This window comes from Sedimentitalea sp. (genome assembly GCF_039973035.1).
GTDB lineage: Bacteria > Pseudomonadota > Alphaproteobacteria > Rhodobacterales > Rhodobacteraceae > Sedimentitalea.
The window spans coordinates 221570-238942 of sequence record NZ_JBDWLR010000029.1 but is presented as its reverse complement, the minus strand read 5'-3'; the positions used below and the strand labels follow the sequence as shown (position 1 = coordinate 238942).

General features: G+C 55.7%; 12 protein-coding genes. 2 read left to right on the top strand and 10 right to left on the bottom strand.

Translation table 11 applies throughout. The annotated features are described in order from the left end of the window. Positions 1-203: 203 nt before the first annotated feature. From ABJO75_RS07355 to ABJO75_RS07315, 9 genes are all read right to left on the bottom strand, one after another. Positions 204-2717: a cation:proton antiporter gene (locus ABJO75_RS07355; protein ID WP_348128911.1), complete on the bottom strand. Its 2514-nt coding sequence runs from the start codon at positions 2715-2717 to the stop codon at positions 204-206. A gap of 194 nt (positions 2718-2911) precedes the next feature. Continuing rightward, positions 2912-3766 (bottom strand): hypothetical protein, encoded by an 855-nt coding sequence (locus tag ABJO75_RS07350; protein WP_348128908.1) that lies wholly within the window; start codon positions 3764-3766, stop codon positions 2912-2914. 405 nt (positions 3767-4171) lie between these two features. Further along, positions 4172-6808 (bottom strand): hypothetical protein, encoded by a 2637-nt coding sequence (locus ABJO75_RS07345; RefSeq protein WP_348128906.1) that lies wholly within the window; start codon positions 6806-6808, stop codon positions 4172-4174. Between the two features lie 306 nt (positions 6809-7114). Beyond that, entirely contained in the window at positions 7115-7507 is a 393-nt protein-coding gene (locus ABJO75_RS07340; protein ID WP_348128903.1) for an HlyD family efflux transporter periplasmic adaptor subunit, read from the bottom strand. Beyond that, positions 7489-8442: a hypothetical protein gene (locus ABJO75_RS07335; protein WP_348128901.1), complete on the bottom strand. Its 954-nt coding sequence runs from the start codon at positions 8440-8442 to the stop codon at positions 7489-7491. The genes ABJO75_RS07340 and ABJO75_RS07335 overlap by 19 nt, the downstream gene beginning before the upstream one ends. 69 nt (positions 8443-8511) lie before the next feature. Continuing rightward, positions 8512-10284, bottom strand: coding sequence for a type I secretion system permease/ATPase (locus ABJO75_RS07330; protein WP_348128898.1), 1773 nt, complete (start codon positions 10282-10284; stop codon positions 8512-8514). A gap of 497 nt (positions 10285-10781) precedes the next feature. Beyond that, the gene (locus ABJO75_RS07325) at positions 10782-11756 is read right to left on the bottom strand and encodes a hypothetical protein (protein WP_348432401.1); all 975 of its coding nucleotides are present in this window, start codon (positions 11754-11756) and stop codon (positions 10782-10784) included. A gap of 122 nt (positions 11757-11878) precedes the next feature. Next, positions 11879-12241, bottom strand: coding sequence for a hypothetical protein (locus ABJO75_RS07320; RefSeq protein ID WP_348128893.1), 363 nt, complete (start codon positions 12239-12241; stop codon positions 11879-11881). A 76-nt stretch (positions 12242-12317) separates the two neighbouring features. Continuing rightward, entirely contained in the window at positions 12318-13640 is a 1323-nt protein-coding gene (locus ABJO75_RS07315) for a hypothetical protein (protein WP_348128890.1), read from the bottom strand. A gap of 252 nt (positions 13641-13892) precedes the next feature. Here ABJO75_RS07315 and ABJO75_RS07310 point away from each other — a divergent pair, with 252 nt between their 5' ends. Both ABJO75_RS07310 and ABJO75_RS07305 read left to right on the top strand, forming a co-directional pair. Then, positions 13893-14594 (top strand): response regulator transcription factor, encoded by a 702-nt coding sequence (locus ABJO75_RS07310; RefSeq protein WP_348128887.1) that lies wholly within the window; start codon positions 13893-13895, stop codon positions 14592-14594. A 517-nt stretch (positions 14595-15111) separates the two neighbouring features. After that, on the top strand, positions 15112-15828 hold the full coding sequence (locus ABJO75_RS07305; RefSeq protein ID WP_348128884.1) for a response regulator transcription factor: 717 nt from the start codon (positions 15112-15114) through the stop codon (positions 15826-15828). Here ABJO75_RS07305 and ABJO75_RS07300 read toward each other — a convergent pair. Beyond that, positions 15815-17269, bottom strand: coding sequence for an ATP-binding protein (locus ABJO75_RS07300; protein WP_348128881.1), 1455 nt, complete (start codon positions 17267-17269; stop codon positions 15815-15817). The genes ABJO75_RS07305 and ABJO75_RS07300 overlap by 14 nt on opposite strands. Positions 17270-17373 lie beyond the last annotated feature (104 nt).

The following is a 17373-nucleotide window of genomic DNA, read 5'->3' as shown; positions in this document are numbered from 1 at the left end:
TTGCCGTGCGACTTCGGAAAATAGGGCTTCAAACGCGCCATCTGCGCGTCGCTCAACCAGAAAAGATCAGACATATCACCGCTCAGTTTTCCGGCGGTGAATCATGATGCTCGCCTGAAATCAATGGGTCCAGACCCTAACGCCAAACAATCCAGGTTAACCATCTTTGCGACGTATATCGCAACGGTGACGAGCCGCTGTTTTCAGCCTTGCTTCATGAGATCCTCTTTGAGATGCTCAATAGAAATACCGCGTGTGCGCGCGCTTTGGTCTACAGCGTTTTTGACGGCGTCGCTGCGTTTAAGCAGGCGCAAGAAGCGGTATTCATCAAGAACAAGTAGCGTTGACGGCGCAATGGCGCGCACATCGGCGCGGGTCGGTCGCTTCATCAAAAGGCCCATCTGGCCAAACATGTCGCCCCGCCCCAGCCGCCATGTCTGGCCCGCGACCTCAAGTTCAACAGCGCCCGAAGCGACGAAATAGACGCTCTTATTCGCATTCTCGCGGCGCAAAATCATCTCGCCGACATCAACATATCGCGTCACCAATGACTTGGCCAATCGACCCAAGACCGCATCGTCCATCTCGGCAAACAGCGGGAACTGTCGGACCAGTTCAGTTTTCTGGATCGCAAGATCAAGACGGGCGGTGGCCTCAGCCTCGTCGCGACGACCGCCGACATCCTGAGTGAGGGCGCTGTGAACCTCCTCCCCAATCAAACCGTCCTCAAGCAGCGTGTCATATTCGCGCTCCTCAAGGCGCAGGGCGGTGCGCCGAATAATGCGGCGCTCCATCTCTTCCGCGTAGCCCGGAAATTGCAGGCGCAATCCTTCAAGGGCTTGCTCAACGGCCTCGATCCTGTTGTCGAGCATCGTGTGCAAAAGCTCTGCCACCCGTTTCCCATGGATCCGCCGGATGCGTCCCTTGATGAACGCGTGCAGGTCCCGCAAGATCAGCCGCTGTGACAACAATAATCCAAAACGTGTGGCGGTGATATTTGAGAGCGGCTTTGAGAAGCGCAACCGATTGTGCAACCGGAAGGCTAAACGCAACCAACGGCCTTGTCCCAGACTGCGCCGGGCGGACGACTTATAGCCACTGCGCCCGGCATACCGTGACGCTTCGATCAAGTTATCTGCATCCGCCAAAAGCCGCTCAGACAAGGCGGCCGAAATTGTCCGTTCCTTGAAACGCGCAAGGACTGCATCCCGCTCCGCACTCGCTAGGGCGATCAGGCCGAGTGTGACGCGGTCGCGGTCCAAAACGTCCGTATTATCGTCAGCCAATTTGACTGCCATGTCCAATCGCTCGCCAAACTGCTTGGCCTCGGTCCTGACAGTATCACGGTTCAGGTCATAGTTTTCCGTGACGCGAGCCATGTCTTCGCGGACGGTCTGAAGGGCGACTGCGATCACCTGGTTGTAAAGCGCGGTGTCGAGCGGAGATAAACTGTCGAGACCAAGCCGCTTGATTACCCATCGTAGCGTGGTGCCCTGCACCAGCAAGGTGAACAGCGTAAACCCCGTGGCCAGGATCGCGACCTGTCTTTTGATCTCTACCGGGACGGCGACGCTTTCGGTAACGGACAGCGCCAGCGACAGCGTGACCGCGCCCCGCAGACCGCCCCAAAGGATCGCCACGCGGTAGGGTCGTTCAACCACAGGAGACAGGCCAAGACGCGCCAGAATTGGCAGCAGCAGATACAGGATCAAGGCCCGCGCCACGATGGCCGCGATCACGACTACGATGATCAGCCCCAGATCCTGCCAGTTGATCGTCTCCAGCATCCGCGGGATCAGGAGGGCTGCAAGAATAAAGATCAGCGCGCCCGCCCAATGAGCCAAAAGATTCCAAACCTCGAGGAGGTTTTTCCATGTCAGCGGCGGCAGACGCCGTGGCCCAGTCAACTGCAAGGTCATTGCTGCGACGACGACCGCAATCACACCAGAGGTCCCAACACTTTGTTCGGCGAAGATATAGGCGAGATATGGCAACGCAATTGAGACGGAGATCACTGCCTGCTCATACCTGCCAAATAGCGCCATGATCCAAATCGCAATCCGCGCCGCAACCCAACCAACAGCGGCCCCGCCCAATAATAGCACGGGAAACCGTGCCAGCGCGCTTTGGACGGACGGATCGGGAACTCCTGACATGACGAATTCTAGAAACAACGCTGCCAGCGCGATTGCGGCTGCGTCATTCAGCAGGCTTTCTCCTTCGATGATCCGTGCCAGCCGTCGCGGCGCCGAAATCGAGCGGAAGATGCTGACCACCGCCGACGGGTCGGTCGTAGACACGATGGCGCCCACCAGCAGGGCCGCCGACAGTGTCAGCGTGCTGACCAGCGCCAGCGCATAGCCCACAACGAAGGTGGCAACAAAGACGGCCACTACCGCCAGCACGAGGATTGGCACCCAGTCATCTGCCAAGCGTCGCAGGTTCAGTCCAAGCGTCACTTGAAACACGAGCGTCGGCAAAAACACGTAAAGGAACACATTGGAATTGATCGGAAAAGCCAGAATGGCCTCGGCCACCGGGTTCAGCGCGTCGGTCAGCGGCGTGTAAAGAAAGAAGGTCGCCGCCACCCCGATCAGAATACCAAGACAGGCAATGATCACCGCATAGGGAAGCCGCAAATAGTTGGCCAATGGCTCGGCTGCCCCGATGAGCAAAAAAAGCGATGCGACAATTGTGGTTACGAGAATGATATCCATAAAACTTCAGATACCAGAAATTGGAGAGCAGGCCATACACACATTCCCAACCTGCAATATCGTCGCAGTTAGTTACTCAATCGTCCAGCATGGTATTTCTGGATACAAAGTCGATGGCCTTGGCGATCGGTGCGAAGTTGGCCTGCTCTACCGGCGGCGGGTTCGCCGCCGCCGGTCTTTGCTCAAACTTCTAGCTACACGATCAGATCGACGCCGAGGCTGTCGAGAGGCATGATCTCTGGTGTGAAGTCAGACGGAAGAACGTCTGGCAAGTTGGTTGTGGTTTCAGAGGCGGGGTCGAAACCTTCGCCAGTTTCGACCAAAAGATGAGCGTTGTTCGCAGTGTTAGTCGGCTTTGAATACAAGTCGTTGGCTAATAGATCTCCAATGCCAAAACCCTCAAGCTGTGTCATGACGCCGTCGGAATAGTATCCATCATCAAACATTGAGGTGAACATCGAAGAGAAGTCGGTATTCGCAGTGTCTTGGTTTGGCTGAATCGGCTGCACCGCGGTCACCTCGAGTTCTTCGTCGGGAAGGATCGGCTGCACGGCAGTGACTTCGAGAGCTTCATCAAGAGGAAAGGGCCGTACTTCCACAGCGTCACTGGTATCGTCGGACGCAAAGACTGGGCCGAGTGGCAACGGCTGCACCGCCGTTACATCGACATCTTCATTGGGAAGGATCGGTTGCACGGCGCTCGCATCAAGATCGTCGTTTGGAACGATCGGGTGCACGGCAGACGCATCGACACCTTCGTTCGGGAGAATCGGCTGAACGGAGCTCGCATCAACATCTTCGTTGGGGAGGATCGGCTGCACAGCGGTTACGTCGAGCTCTTCATCAAACGGAAAAGGCCGTACTTCCACAGCGTCACTCGTATCGTCGGACGCAAAGACCGGGCCGAGTGGCAACGGCTGCACCGCCGTTACATCGACATCTTCATTGGGAAGGATCGGCCGCACGGCGGTCACCTCGGCATTTTCCTGGTTTGCTGCGGATTTTTCATGCTGCTCAGTGCGGGGCTGAAATTTATCAAGGTTTGTCATTTTGGTTCTCCTTTCCGGAGTAGAAAATTGAATGAACTTGCAGGCTCGACACCGCGTCGGCTACAGAATTGAAATGGGGATCAATCCCAATTTTATCAAACCAATTCAGTGCTTTGAAATGTGACAAAGTTCGTCGAAAATCGACTTCCAGACATGAAATCGGATAGAGCCATTTCACACAGTTCCGGGAAATGTAGAAAACCGGCGCCGTTAACGACGCCGGTCAAAATCTTTGGTAAAGCACCCCATCAACCCTTCTGACAATACCGCCGCATCAGTTGCGCAAGTAAAGCAGATTCAGAGATACAGTTCGGGCCAAATGCCGCCTGGTCCCCATGGTCGCGATGTGAGTTGATACCGGCGAAAACAGTAAACCGCCGGTACCACTTGATTGCAGATTCGGGATCAAACGATCAGATCAATGCTCAGACTGTCACTGTTGATCGTGTCGATCGTACCATTCGGTCGACACAGATCAATGTCTACCGGCCCGTCAAACCCGTCGCCTTTCTCAAGAATTACTAGGGCTTGATCATCATCACCCGCCGTATTGTATAGCGTCCAGTCATCGTCACCTTCCACCCATTGCAGATGGGCTCTGAAATTCACGCTGGCATCCACGTAGTCCAACTTATGGATTAGGATTGTGTCGTTGCCATCGGTGAAGTCGGTGATGGTCGAGGACCCACCCGTCAGGACAAAAGTGTTGGACCCGCCCGTGCCGGTCCAGGTGTTGGCCCCGCCGGTCGAGATCAAGATATTGTCATTCTCGTCACCAATGACCACATCGTCATGATTGCTGCCAATGACGTTATCGACATTCCAAAGCCAGTCATAGTTATCGGCCTCGCCTCCAAATCCGTTATAGGCTTTGACGCCCAGTCCATAATGCTTGTTGTTTTCGTCAAGAAGCTTGGCACTCATATCAATGTCTATGGCATTGTATGACCATTCGTAGGACACGGTATCTTCACCGTCACCACCTAACACACGGTTCTTGCCGCCGCCTGGTGCATACAAGTTGTCACCGCTAAAGCCATAGAATACGTGGCCGCTAGTGGAATCTGCGGCAACAGTCTGCCCGTACAGATCAAAGCCAAACAACACGTCGTCGTGTTGCGTGCCAGTGATCGGCCCTTCACCGCCAAATACATAGTTTCCGTTCCATGCGCCGGCGAACATGTAACGTCCCGCGCCGAGATCGTCGGAAACGGAAGACAATGCATCCATGTCGTTAGACGAGATGTCGAACGTTTTCTCGGTCTCATCCGTGCTGCTGCCAACCCGAATGCCCGACTCATCCACGATCATGGAATTCGCCATGAGCGCATCCGCGAAAGCCGTCTTTTCTTCTGTTGTGAGTTCCGTATATGAATTCATCGCTTTCTCCGACCCCGGATAGAATATGTTCTCCTGTGAGGTGAAGTTGACATAGGCCAGCACTGTTTCAATGTTATCGCCGTTCACCTCTTTCAGTTCATAGATCGTCAGATCGTAGCCGGAGGTTTTACCGGTATCGAACCGAATGTTGTTCGTGTCCGACGAATTCATCGGCATCAGAAGGCGATCTGTAACCGGGTTGAAATCCATGATCTGGGTAACTTCAGGAGTCGCATATTCCGTGGTTTCTATGATGTCGTCCGGAGTGCCGCCAATCAACGCCGAAAGCACGTCTTTCGTGGCGGAAAACGCCATGCCCCAAACTGGATTGGCTGCTCCCATAAAATCAGTAAAGGCACTGACTGCATCTTTACCGACGTCCAAACCGATATCGGTGCTTAAACTTGCGCCCCAATCGCCCAAAGTCGACGTCGTCGAGGTCTCAGCGGCCGGAATGTTGCCGATAACCACGGTATCGGTGCCAGTTCCCAGAACCACGGTGTTTTTTTGGACAGTATCTTCGGCGTCTTTGATGATTTTAGTCTGATTGAGAACCACCCAATTGTCACCATCGGCCAACACGATTTCATTTACGCCTTCACCCGAAACGATGAAATCGTTTCCGGTGCCTCCAAAAATGATCGAATCGCCGCTGCCGCCGTCGATCCGGTTATCGCCACCAACGCCGTAGATCTTGTTTGAACCACCAACACCAAGGATTGTATCGTCGCTCTGACCTCCGATCAGGATATCGTTGTAGGCGCCACCGGTTATTGAGTTGCCGAAATCACCGCCCTGGAAGACGTTCCTGTATTCCATTGTGGTGCTTGTCTGGCTATACACCCCGCCGGTTTGCGAGTTCGGCATGCCGTAATCATCCCGCTGACCGTGTGAGGCGTCATACCATTTTTCCTTGCTGGCCCCGGTATATGTCACGTAGCCGCTGGCATCGACGCCGGAATAGACCTTGTAGTCGGTGTAGAGGTGTTTCCCAAGATAATGGCTCCAGCTGATACCCTCTGACATCATGTCAAATTCTGTGACATCGGAACCAAGTTTAAGAACCCCCAGCGAAGTGACCTTTGTTTCCGCGGGTCTGGCTAGGCCCGAACTCCATGCTTGGTCCGTTGAAAGCAGTTCGTCGTGCTTGGCAAGAAGATAATCTGCGGCTTCTTTCGCTTCATCCGACCACCCGTTTCCGGCGATCATTGGTCCAGTGTTCGCGTCTTTGGCGACATAGTTTCTGACTCCGAGGTCGCCTAGCAGACCCCATGTGTTCTCTGAGTAGTTGGTGAGCCCATCATCGTACATACCTTGCCAATCGTCATCGGTGAAGGCGTTTTGAATGTCGGCCTGATGCACGGTACTTGACGCAATGGCTGTGGTTAGAGTGAAATCGCTGGCTTCTGCGGAAGCGATGACCGGACCCAACGGCAGCGGTTGCACGGCAACTAGGTCGCCACCATCCTCGGACTCATCGACCGGGCCGCTTGGGAAAGGCCGGACTTCGACAGCGTCGCTGGTATCGCCGGGCTGATCGACCGGACCGAGCGGCAGAGGCTGTATTGTGACAAGGTCGGCGTTGTCATCGATCAGCGGATGAACCGCTTCGAACTCACCTGCCTCATCTGCGAGCAGGTCGAACTTTTCATACTTGGTCATTTTCTTCTCCAAATCCTGACTGGAAATTGCTTCAGTTCACTGCCCCGATCTGTCGTCGGGGATGGCATCGAACTAGGGGCTTGTGCCGGTTTCACCAACCGAAAAAGACATGCTAAACTGTTACAAAGTATGACTTTTTTCGGTGACATCTTACGGCTCCGAAAATGGCGCACGGCATCTGCCGCGTCCCCGAGGTTTCCGGTGCTGCTGTCGTTTTCTTGATCTGTCTGATGCCGGCCCCGAAAGGTTTCGGGACACACCGGATGCGGGCATAACACACCCGTGTCCGGTGCGTCCGGTAGCCGTTTAACTCTCGCGGAACGTGGTGCGCATTTGTTTTGCGAGCGGTTCCGCCAGATACTCGGCCACAGTCCGATCACTGGTGCTGATATAGACTTCGGCCGGCATCCCGGGCAGCAGCGCGAGATCCCTTTCAGCAAGCTCGGTCACTGCGCTATCACCCAAGGCGATACGAACCTCGTAAAGCGCCATGCCGGTTCTCTCGTCGGTTTTTAGGTCAGGTGAAACAAAGCTCACCATTCCGTCCAGACGCGGCACCACTTTCTGGTCGAACGCACCGATCACCAACGCAGCGTCCTGGCCGACGGACACGTGGTTGATATCCTGCGGGGCGACCATGGCTGTCACCACCAGATTGTCGGCATCCGGTACGATCTGCATCAGCATCTCGCCGGACATAACCACCCCCCAACCGTGTGAACGGCGAGTTCGTGCACGATCCCGTCGACCGGTGCCCGCACGTCGATCCGCGCGAGTTGCAGGTCGGCGGCCGAGCGGCGTTCCTTCAACTGTGAAAGTTCGGGCATCAGTGAGGAGATTTCGTTCATCACCTTCTCGCGGAATCCCTTTTCGAGCTGAAGGATCGCAAGCTTGGTTTCGCTGATCTTGCCACGGGCCACCGCCATTTGCGAAGTGTAGGATCCACCCGATCCCAGCAACGCAGACCGTTCGCGCTTGAGTGCCGTAATCCGAACCTCGGGTGTCAGACCCTTATCGAAGAGTATTTCGAGACCGGACAGTTCATGCTCGATCAAGGCTACCTGTTCATAGGTTGCGGTGCGCTGGTCCTGCAGTCCAGTAATCTGTTGCTGCAATTGCGCGACCTGTTCTTCGTAGGCCGCAACCTGACCGGCGCGGGTCAGACGGGCTGCTTCCAGCACCGCAGTTTGGGCCACCAGCGCAGCTCTTACGGCTGGTTCCGCCTCACGGTTTTGCAATTCCTGCGAAAGCACAATCTCGTCACTGCCGTCGCGTTCTGCGCTTAACCGGGCCAGGCGGGCATCAAGAGCAACAAGCTGTTCATCCACAAGCACCCGATTGGCCCGAAGAAGTTTGTCATCCAAAGACAGGACGATATCGCCCGCGCGAACACGATCACCGTTGCGGACACAAATATCGCCAACGATCCCGCCGTCTGGATGCTGGACAGCCTTGAGGGACGTTGCAACCACGACGTTGCCATGGGTGACAACCGCACCGGACAAGCTGGCGGTCACCATCCAGCCACCGACGCCACCGACAAGCGAGGCGCAGGCGAGAATGCCGGTGAGAATTGCACTGCGTGAACGGTCGACAAAACCTTGCGTCTTCTTGGAATCTATATCGGTTGACATGTTGATCTCCTGATAAAATGCATCAATAGCTATTGGTCGCCCGGGCAAGCCGGGATCGGTAACGGCAGTTCAGCCTGCCGCCGCCTGCGGGGCTGTCGGCGCGGCACCACGCATAACCCCGACACCACCGGCTGTTTGGGGTTGAGCTTCGCGGACCGTCGCCTGGTTCTCGGCACGCATGCGTTGCAAGACGTCGTCCCGCGACCCGAATGCGGCAACCTGGCCATTCTCCATCACCAGGATCTTGTCGACCGCGCCAAGCACAGTGGCACGATGGGCAATTACGACAACGATGGCACCACGACCCTTGGCGGCCACGATGGCGGCGTTAAGCGCGGCTTCGCCAGTGCTATCCAAGTTCGAGTTCGGTTCATCCAAGACAATCAGGAATGGGTCACCATAAAGCGCCCGCGCCAACGCGATCCGCTGCCGCTGGCCGCCTGATAGGGCCGCGCCCCGTTCACCGACCATAGCGCCGTACCCGCCCTCAAGGTTGGCTACCAGTTCATGCACACCAGCGGCCATCGCGGCGGCAACTATGTTCTCGTCCAAAGCATCCGGATCAAAACGGGCAATATTTTGCGCTATCGTGCCTTCGAATAATTCGACGTCCTGCGGCAGATAACCGATCTGCCGGCCCAGATCCTCAGGCCGGAACTGATCCATCGGAACGCCATCCAGACGTACTGTGCCGCGCGACGCTGACCAAGCCGATACCAAGGCCCGCGCAAGCGTCGACTTGCCGCCACCGGTGGGTCCGATGACCGCCAGCGCTTCGCCGACCGAGAGCCCAAAACCGACACCCTTCAGCGCAGCCTGTTTGGCGCCGGGTGGCACAACGATCAACCCTTCGACCGTCAGGGATGATTTGGCGTCTGGCAATTCCAGTTGCGCCGTTTCGTTTCCGCCCGCCAGAGTGCATTTCAGTTGCTGCCATGCCCGCCCCGCTCCGACGATGCCGCGCCAGCTGCCGACCAGCGTTTCGATAGGTTGCAACCCGCGGGACATAATGACCGATGCTGCAACGATTGAGCCCGGCGAAAGTTCATTGTGAATCGCGAGATACGCGGCCACCGCAAGGATCGCCGACTGCAGGCCCAAACGAAAGACCTTGGTGGCGCTCGACGACAGCCCAACGGCAAGCGCGGCGCGGGCGCTGACCTGCAGGAAGCGGTCATTCACGTTTTGCCAAGCCGACGCCAGATGTGACTGCATCCCCAAAGCACGGACGGTTTCAGCATTGCGGCGGCTGGCCTCAGTCAGTCTTGCGCGGCGACCCGCCTGTTCGGATTGCGATAGCGTTGCCCGGCGCACGATCCGGTCGGTGACGACCGCGCCGGCAAGCAAAACCACCGCCCCAAGAATGCCAACAATTCCAAGCCAGACGTGCAACGCAAAGACAAGGCCCAGATATATCGGCATCCAAGGCATGTCGAACAGCGCTGCAGCACCCTGCCCCGACAGAAAGCTGCGAATTTGCTCAACATCGCGGATCGCATTTCGGCCTTGGGCGGGCCGGCTTGTTTCGGCTATGGTACTATCGAATGCCACACGGGACAAACGCTGTTCAAACTTGTGCCCCATGGTCACCAGCAAACGGGTCCGGGCCGCATCAATCAACGCCATGAACCCATATAGACCAGCGGCCAGAACAGCCAGCGCGGCCAATGTGCTGACGCTCTGACTAGCAAGAACGCGGTCATAGACCTGTAGCATGAAGAGAGGACCGGTCAGCATCAGCAGATTCACGACGCCGCTGAACAATCCTATGGCAGTAAGGCTGCCCACCATGGCGCGCCGCGCCTCGGAGAGCTGAGGATGCACTTCTGTAGACGACTTCATGTTAATCTCCTGAATTGAATTCACGAAACTTACGTGGCAACAGGCCGCGCCAGTCACAAGTCTAAGCCCTTCAAAAGAAATGCTTTGTCACACTTTGACACAATTTCAGCCGGTGGCTTAAATTGCTGCCAGAGGCCACTGCATATGCTGTCGGAAAGGTTGACGCACGGGTTGCGCAGAGCCGTCCGCGCCGCCTTGGCGGATCAATATGATCGTCAAAATTTGCCTGACAGAAACGGCACCGTTCGAGAAATCCTGAGCCATCGATCAGCTGTGAGAGCGAAGTCCGTAATCGCAGTATTGCAATTCTGACGACGTGCCTGCCCTATCGTGCTTCGTTTTATTTCTGGGAACGCAACGTACCATCAAGCCATAGGCTCAAAGATCACAGCTCATCTAAAAGAAAGATGTTCGTGCTGATCCAGCAGTCTCGCAGTACTGCTCTGACTATTCCGGGTCTGTCGGTGTCGACGCAATTGGTCGACACCGCTCAGAGCTCAGGCGAATGGATCAAAGCCAAGACTTGCCAGCGTCTCAATCATGATACTGTCGCTTTCTAGAATAGGGTTCCATTCATCGGCTTTCAGGTTTGCAAGGGTCAGATCTTCGGCCTGGACGTCGCGCACTGTGATCTTGTTTCCCCCGTTTTTGACGACTTCAAAGATCAGATCGCCATCAACCTCCGCAACCGACAGATTATCACTGCTAAGGGAATTGAAATCAAATTGATCTTGCGATGGATCGAAACCAAGAAGCTCAAACTGGTGAGCCCAGTTCCAAGTCACGTCGACGAGGTCGACGTCGGCCCCCAATTCACGGGTCGTTCCTCCGTCGTCGCCGATCGAGGGGCCATCATCTGATTCATCTTCGGTCTGGGGGTCCGATCCATCCTCAGTTTCAGCGCTGATACCAGTCATATTGCCAGTGCTTGTCTGAAACCCGTCCGTTGTCGCCCCTGCCGGTCCAGCTGGTGTGAGAAGCATGGTACGATCTACAAGTGTCACATCCTCCTGAGCAAAGCCGAACGGAAACTCCAGATTGTCCTCGATCACCTGGTCATGATGAAATTCTATCAGGCCCGGGATGAGATCCGCCTTGCCGACACCAGAAAAGGTGATGCTTTGTCCGGTTGGCAGAGACGAAATGACCAGACCGGTATCACTATCCTCCACGCTCAGCCGTTCGCGGGTCCCGAAATACAGAAAACTGATTTTCATGCTTGTGGGGTCAAAGTCCATCACGGTTTCGCTGACGCCATATTCATGACTGCGCACATAGACCGTGTCCGCATCCCTCGGCCCGATGTTCTGTTCCCATGAAATCACGCCGCCCATGTCCTGACGGAAGTGTTCGTTTCCGACGATTCCGAAATTCGCCAGCGAAACGGCCTGATATGTGACACCCTGGACGATTTGCGCAGCATTGGACCATGGGCTGTCGATGACGATTTCTCCGGCCAGAGATTTCGTCACGATCATGCCATGCACAGAGGTGCCGCCAAAATCCAGCTGGTCGATGGCGGGATTGAAACCTGTGATATCATCGGCATTTGTGTCAGCGCGATATACTATACCAACCCCGTCACTGTCAGGTATTACATCCGTTGGGTCCGACCCGTCATTGTCATAGACAAGCTGATAGCCGCCGCTCTCGGGGGGGGGGGGGCGATGTCGGCTCCAAGCGTGGCGGCGACCTCGTTCCGCACGCCTTGGCTGTCAGCCGAGAAGTTTCCAATCTCAAGATCCCCGAGGCTGACGCCGGTCAGGATGGTCTGCGTTGTCGCGCCGTTGTGGGTGATCTCGATCCGGACGGTTGTGCCCAATGCACCTCCGGTTTCTTGAAACAAGGCAAAGTTCTCGGCTGTGACGTCTGCAGATATTTCAATGACATCGCCCTTCGCAGGCATGAACCCATCAATTGTTTGCGTGGTACTGTCCAACCCGATCATGACATGCATGTGTGTGTGTCCATCATGGCCACTGGTGCCGCCGCTGCTGTCGATGAGGGATGACAATTCTTCTCGGGCCGTCGCATCAAGCGCATTTATGCCATCCGGCCTCTTCGCGCACTTCCAGATGCTCGGCGCCGATCCACGAAACGAAAATGGTGTCCGTTGCAGGATCAAACTCCCGCACAACCGTCTGGCTTCCATAGGCCCAGGTGACAACCACGTCCGCATTGCCTGCTGTAATCGACGGGTTGTCGAGATCTGACACATCAGATGTCGACTCCGATTCCGGAACAGGGTCAGGTTCTGGATCGGGTTGCGGCTCCGGATCCGGGGCGGGTTGAAGTGACGTGCCCGTGGACACGAGATCCAATATCTCCTCGGCGGCGGACGCATCCAAAATTGTGAAGTTCGACGGCGACAGATCAGACAACGAAACACCCTGAAGCGTCAGTCTCTGCGCATTTGAGGGAATTTCGAACACGACGGATCCGTTGATTTCCGATACAGTCAGGCTTTCTGACGAAATCCAGTCCATAAAAATCGTGTCAGTGGCGGGATCAAATCCGGTTTCCAAAATGTCCGATCCGTATGACCAAGTGACGATAACGTCTGCGGTATCCGCGCTCACATCGGCCGTGCCCTGACTGCCGGGAACCGATCTGCCATCGCCCGGCCCATCAAGACCCTCATCACCTGTCAGTCGGTCCTCGAAGTAGTTTATTGCCTGATCAACGGTCGGGCCGTCATAGCCACCGAATTGATCGATATACTGCAAGATGGATGTTCCGTATTCATCCGTGGACACCGACCCGTTCTGAAGCAGGTTCAGTGTTCCATACGCGCCGCGCAAATGTGCCGCTGCCATGATCCCAGTCAGGGTCAGGACAACAGTTTGAGTGGTTCCATCAGGTGCCGAATAGGTCGATGTCGTCCCCAGAAAATCACCCAGGCTCTGCCCGGAAGTGGATAGCCCTTCTTCAATGATCGAGAGGTTAAAGCCGAATGCTTCCTGTATGGCGACGGATTGCGCCGCCTTGGTCTTGAATGCGTCCAGCGAGTTGACCCCGTTCTTGCCAGTCCATGTACCATCCCATGTATTGGAAGACGCACCCGCGCCATAGTAGACCGTATCGTCGTAGTATCCGAGGTCAATCAGCAGCGCCTCGCCGAACTGAAACCCGACAAACCCCAGAGAGTTGGTCGATTGGTAGGCCATTGTCTCCCATTCGGCGTCGTTCAGGTCATTCCAACGGGAATAGGTCGGATAGAAGTCTGTGACCGGGCCTCCGGCCCACTGTGTCAGTTGCCAGTCTTGTATTGTGCCATTTTCGTATCGCTCCCGGTCCCAACCGGATTCGAACGCAAGCAGAGCATCGAGAAAGTCGGAAAATGTTCCTGACGGCATTATACGTCTCCATTGCTTTCAATCTTAGATTGCACTCGACGTGGCCACGTCCGAGCCTTTATCCTGTCGGCGCGAACACAGTATGGGAACCAGCCGGCGAACCGTCGGCGAGACTTTGCGAAAGCGGATATTAACTATTTCAATCAGTGCCTTAGTTGGCAGAGATTAGAGTTGTTTCGGCCGTGCTAGACTTTGATACATTTCGACCCGCGTGACACGATCGACAGGCTTACAACCAAAAGGATAATCGACGTGATCAAGCACACGGCCAAGCAAGGACGCATTCTGGTCGTCGATGACGATGCTGACTTTGTCAGGGATGTCGCCACTGCGCTAGAAAGCCGTGGCTATTCGGTCCGTAGCGCCGGGTCGGTCGCCGAAGCCCGGTCGCGCCTAGCGGAATTCACCGATGAACTCGTTCTGCTTGATCTGCTGTTGCCCGGAACAAACGGGCGGGTGTTGTGCTGCGAAATCGCCGAGACCACGCAGGCCGGAATCATCGTCATAAGCGCCGTCGACGATGACGCCGAACGGATCGCCTTGCTGGATTTCGGCGCAGATGATTACATTGTCAAACCGTTCAACATGTTGGAACTGCAGGCCCGGATCAGGGCCTATTTCAGACGCTCCGGGAAACGACCGAACCGGCATTCACTCCGGTTTGGCCCATGGCGATTGCACGAACAGGAACGGCATTTGCTGCATGACGATGGGCGCTTGGTGACGCTGACATCCAGCGAGGCGCAGGTCATGCGGTTGTTCACCTCCAATCCAGAAATTGTCTTTGACCGCGAAGATCTGCTTGCCGTGTCACGCATCCGCCAGCATGTCGGTCGCAATGATCGCAGCATCGACAACCTTATCAAACGCCTACGCAAAAAGATCGAAACCGACCCAGGTCAGCCGATCCATTTGCAAACCGTTTGGGGACGCGGATACGTATTCAACCTTTAAGACCCGCAACTGCCGTAAAGTGATAGGTGTCGGATTGCGCGCGTGGACCGGCAGAATGGCAATGAGCTGGTGTCCAACTGGTGCAACGGTCAGGAGACCTCAGTTCTGTCGCAGCATGTATAGAAGGCCAGCATGGCCTATGTGAACGCGCTTATGACATAGAATGCTTGGGCGGATCAGAGCTCGCGCAAGAAAATGAACATTCGGGATATGGCGGCACTGAGCGTGCCGCCGCAGTGGCGTCTTTTCGATCTGGAATGCAATCTCATCAATGAACGAACCGACGAAGGCCGGGCATGAGCTAGAAAGGCAGCGTAAAGTTGGACGGAAGTCCATACTTTTGTCACACCAGAAAGATCAGGTCAGACCCTTGAACCTATGGGGTCGTCAAGCCTTTGAGGAGCCATGGCCCATCACGAGGCCGCGAACCGTACCTTTGGCCGGAACCGTCGACCTTTGTTGTTTTAGCGATTAGGTGCTATCCGGAATACAGCGCGGGGATTAAGGGACACGACACATGAAGGCGGAACCCGAAACCGACCAAGGGCATCGAATTCTTATCGTTGAAGACGACGAGGAATTGGCGACTCAGACGCGTAGTTTTCTTGAGGAACGCGGGTATGATGTCGAATGGGCCAACAGCGTCGGTCCTGCGCGCAAGCTGATTTCGCAGAATCCCTATGACCTCTACCTGCTGGACATCATGATGCCGGGCGTCAGCGGGAAGGTCCTGTGTCGGGAAATCGCCGAAACCTCCCGGTCGGGGATCATCATGGCAAGTTCCGTGACAGATGATGTTGAACGGATCGCTCTGCTGGAACTGGGAGCGGACGATTACATCGTTAAACCGTACATCATGCTGGAGCTTCTGGCGCGTATCCGCGCGTTTTTCCGGCGGTCGCAGGTAGGCGACACAGGCAATCAGAGACCAACCCGGTTTGGCCCGTGGCGTTTTGTCGACGATGAGAGACACCTGCAACATGACGATGGCCGACTGATCACCCTAACGTCGAGCGAGGCACAGGTGATCCGCTATTTCCTTACCAATCCCGGTTTGGTTTGTAGCCGCGAAGATTTGTTGGCGATCGCGCGCGTACGCCAGCATGGTGGCACAGGGGATCGCAGCGTGGACACCCTTATACGCCGTCTCAGAACCAAGATCGAACCAGACCCTGCGGATCCGGTTTTCATCGAAACCGTATGGGGTCAGGGCTACGCGTTCAGGTCCGGTTGACTTCGACCGGATCGAGCGGCAATCGCACCGTTGCCCGTAAACCATGTGGATGCAGGTTCGTCAGTTCGATCTCACCGCCGTGATCGACAATGATGGCTTTCACGATGGCCAGTCCAAGGCCGCTCCCCTTGCCTTGTGCGTTCAGACGTTCAAACGGTCGGAACGCGCTTTGCAACTGATCCTGCGCGATCCCTTCACCTTCGTCGTCCACCGTAACAATCGCGAATCCATCGCTGCGATCCAGTGTCGCCCGAGCGAGATTGCCGTACTTTATAGCGTTCTCTATCAGGTTTCTGAAGGTTCGCATCAGGGCGTTATGACGTCCTTTTACGGTTACATTCGCCTTGATATCCAAACTGCAGATATTCCCCAGATCCACTTGCTCATCCACCAGCGCATCAAGCAGAGAAGGCAGATCAACCCTGACCAAACCGCCATCTCGGCGCGTGGCACGCGTGAAACTTGTGACCGACCCGATAATGTCATCGACTGCGTTGATCCGCACGACAAGGTCGTCTTGTACAGCCTCTGGAGACGCCCTTTTTGCAAGCCGTCGCACCCGGTCCAGCGGCCCGCGCAGATCATGTCCGAGACTCTGGATCAGCGATGATTGATAGTCATAGGCTTGTCTGACCCGCTCGCTCATCCGGTTAAAAGCAAGAACGGTTTCGCGGACATCTCTGCTGCCTTGCGGTGTCAGAGCATCTATCTGTTCCCCCCGGCCCAACAGTTCCGCACCTTGCGACAGGGCATTCATCGGACCCAGAATGCGTCGGATCAATGCGATCATGAAAACAGTGAAGATAAGGGCGATGATTGTGTCCAGAGACGCCATGATCAGCAATGGAACCATGCTCATCGGTGCTGTGAGGATGTAGAAATCGTACCAGTTCAGCGCATCGGACAATTTCAAGGACAGGATCGACAGGGTTGCCGGCTCAGGCGGCCTGTCATCCCCAGACAAAGTTGAAAACCTCTGGCCCGCGGTAAGAAAATCTCCAAACACATTGTTGTCCGCGTCGCTCATGACAATACGTCGGTCGGCGACCATCAGAGCTTCGATCTCAAACCCATCCTTGCGAAACCGGTCTTCCAGTGCGATCGCGATTCTCGGATATCGGTGTGTCGCATCCTGAGCCGTTATGCCCGGCTGGTCACCAAGCCGAAGCGTCCGCTCAGAACTGTTGAATTGCTTCGCGACGGCACTGCGCTCCTCAGGGGGTACAGCGACGAGCACCGGCAATACTTCGCGCACGAAGGCTCCTCCCCGATTGCGAATCTCGGACCGGTGGTTTTGTCGGATCTGAACGTAATCAAGCCCGACAGATGCGGTTTCGAACGCCAGGACGACCAGAAGGATCACAAAGGTCACCTGCGCTTGCAGGCTCCAGTTCGGCCATCGAAGTCCAGTCAGGGTCATCGCATCTTTTTGATCGTGCATTATGAAGCCGTTTTATCAGACAGAGAACTCTATCGGCATCTCACCATAGAAGCGAATGCTCTCTTGGGTCGAATGAATATTACACCTGCGGGAAACAGCGCTCT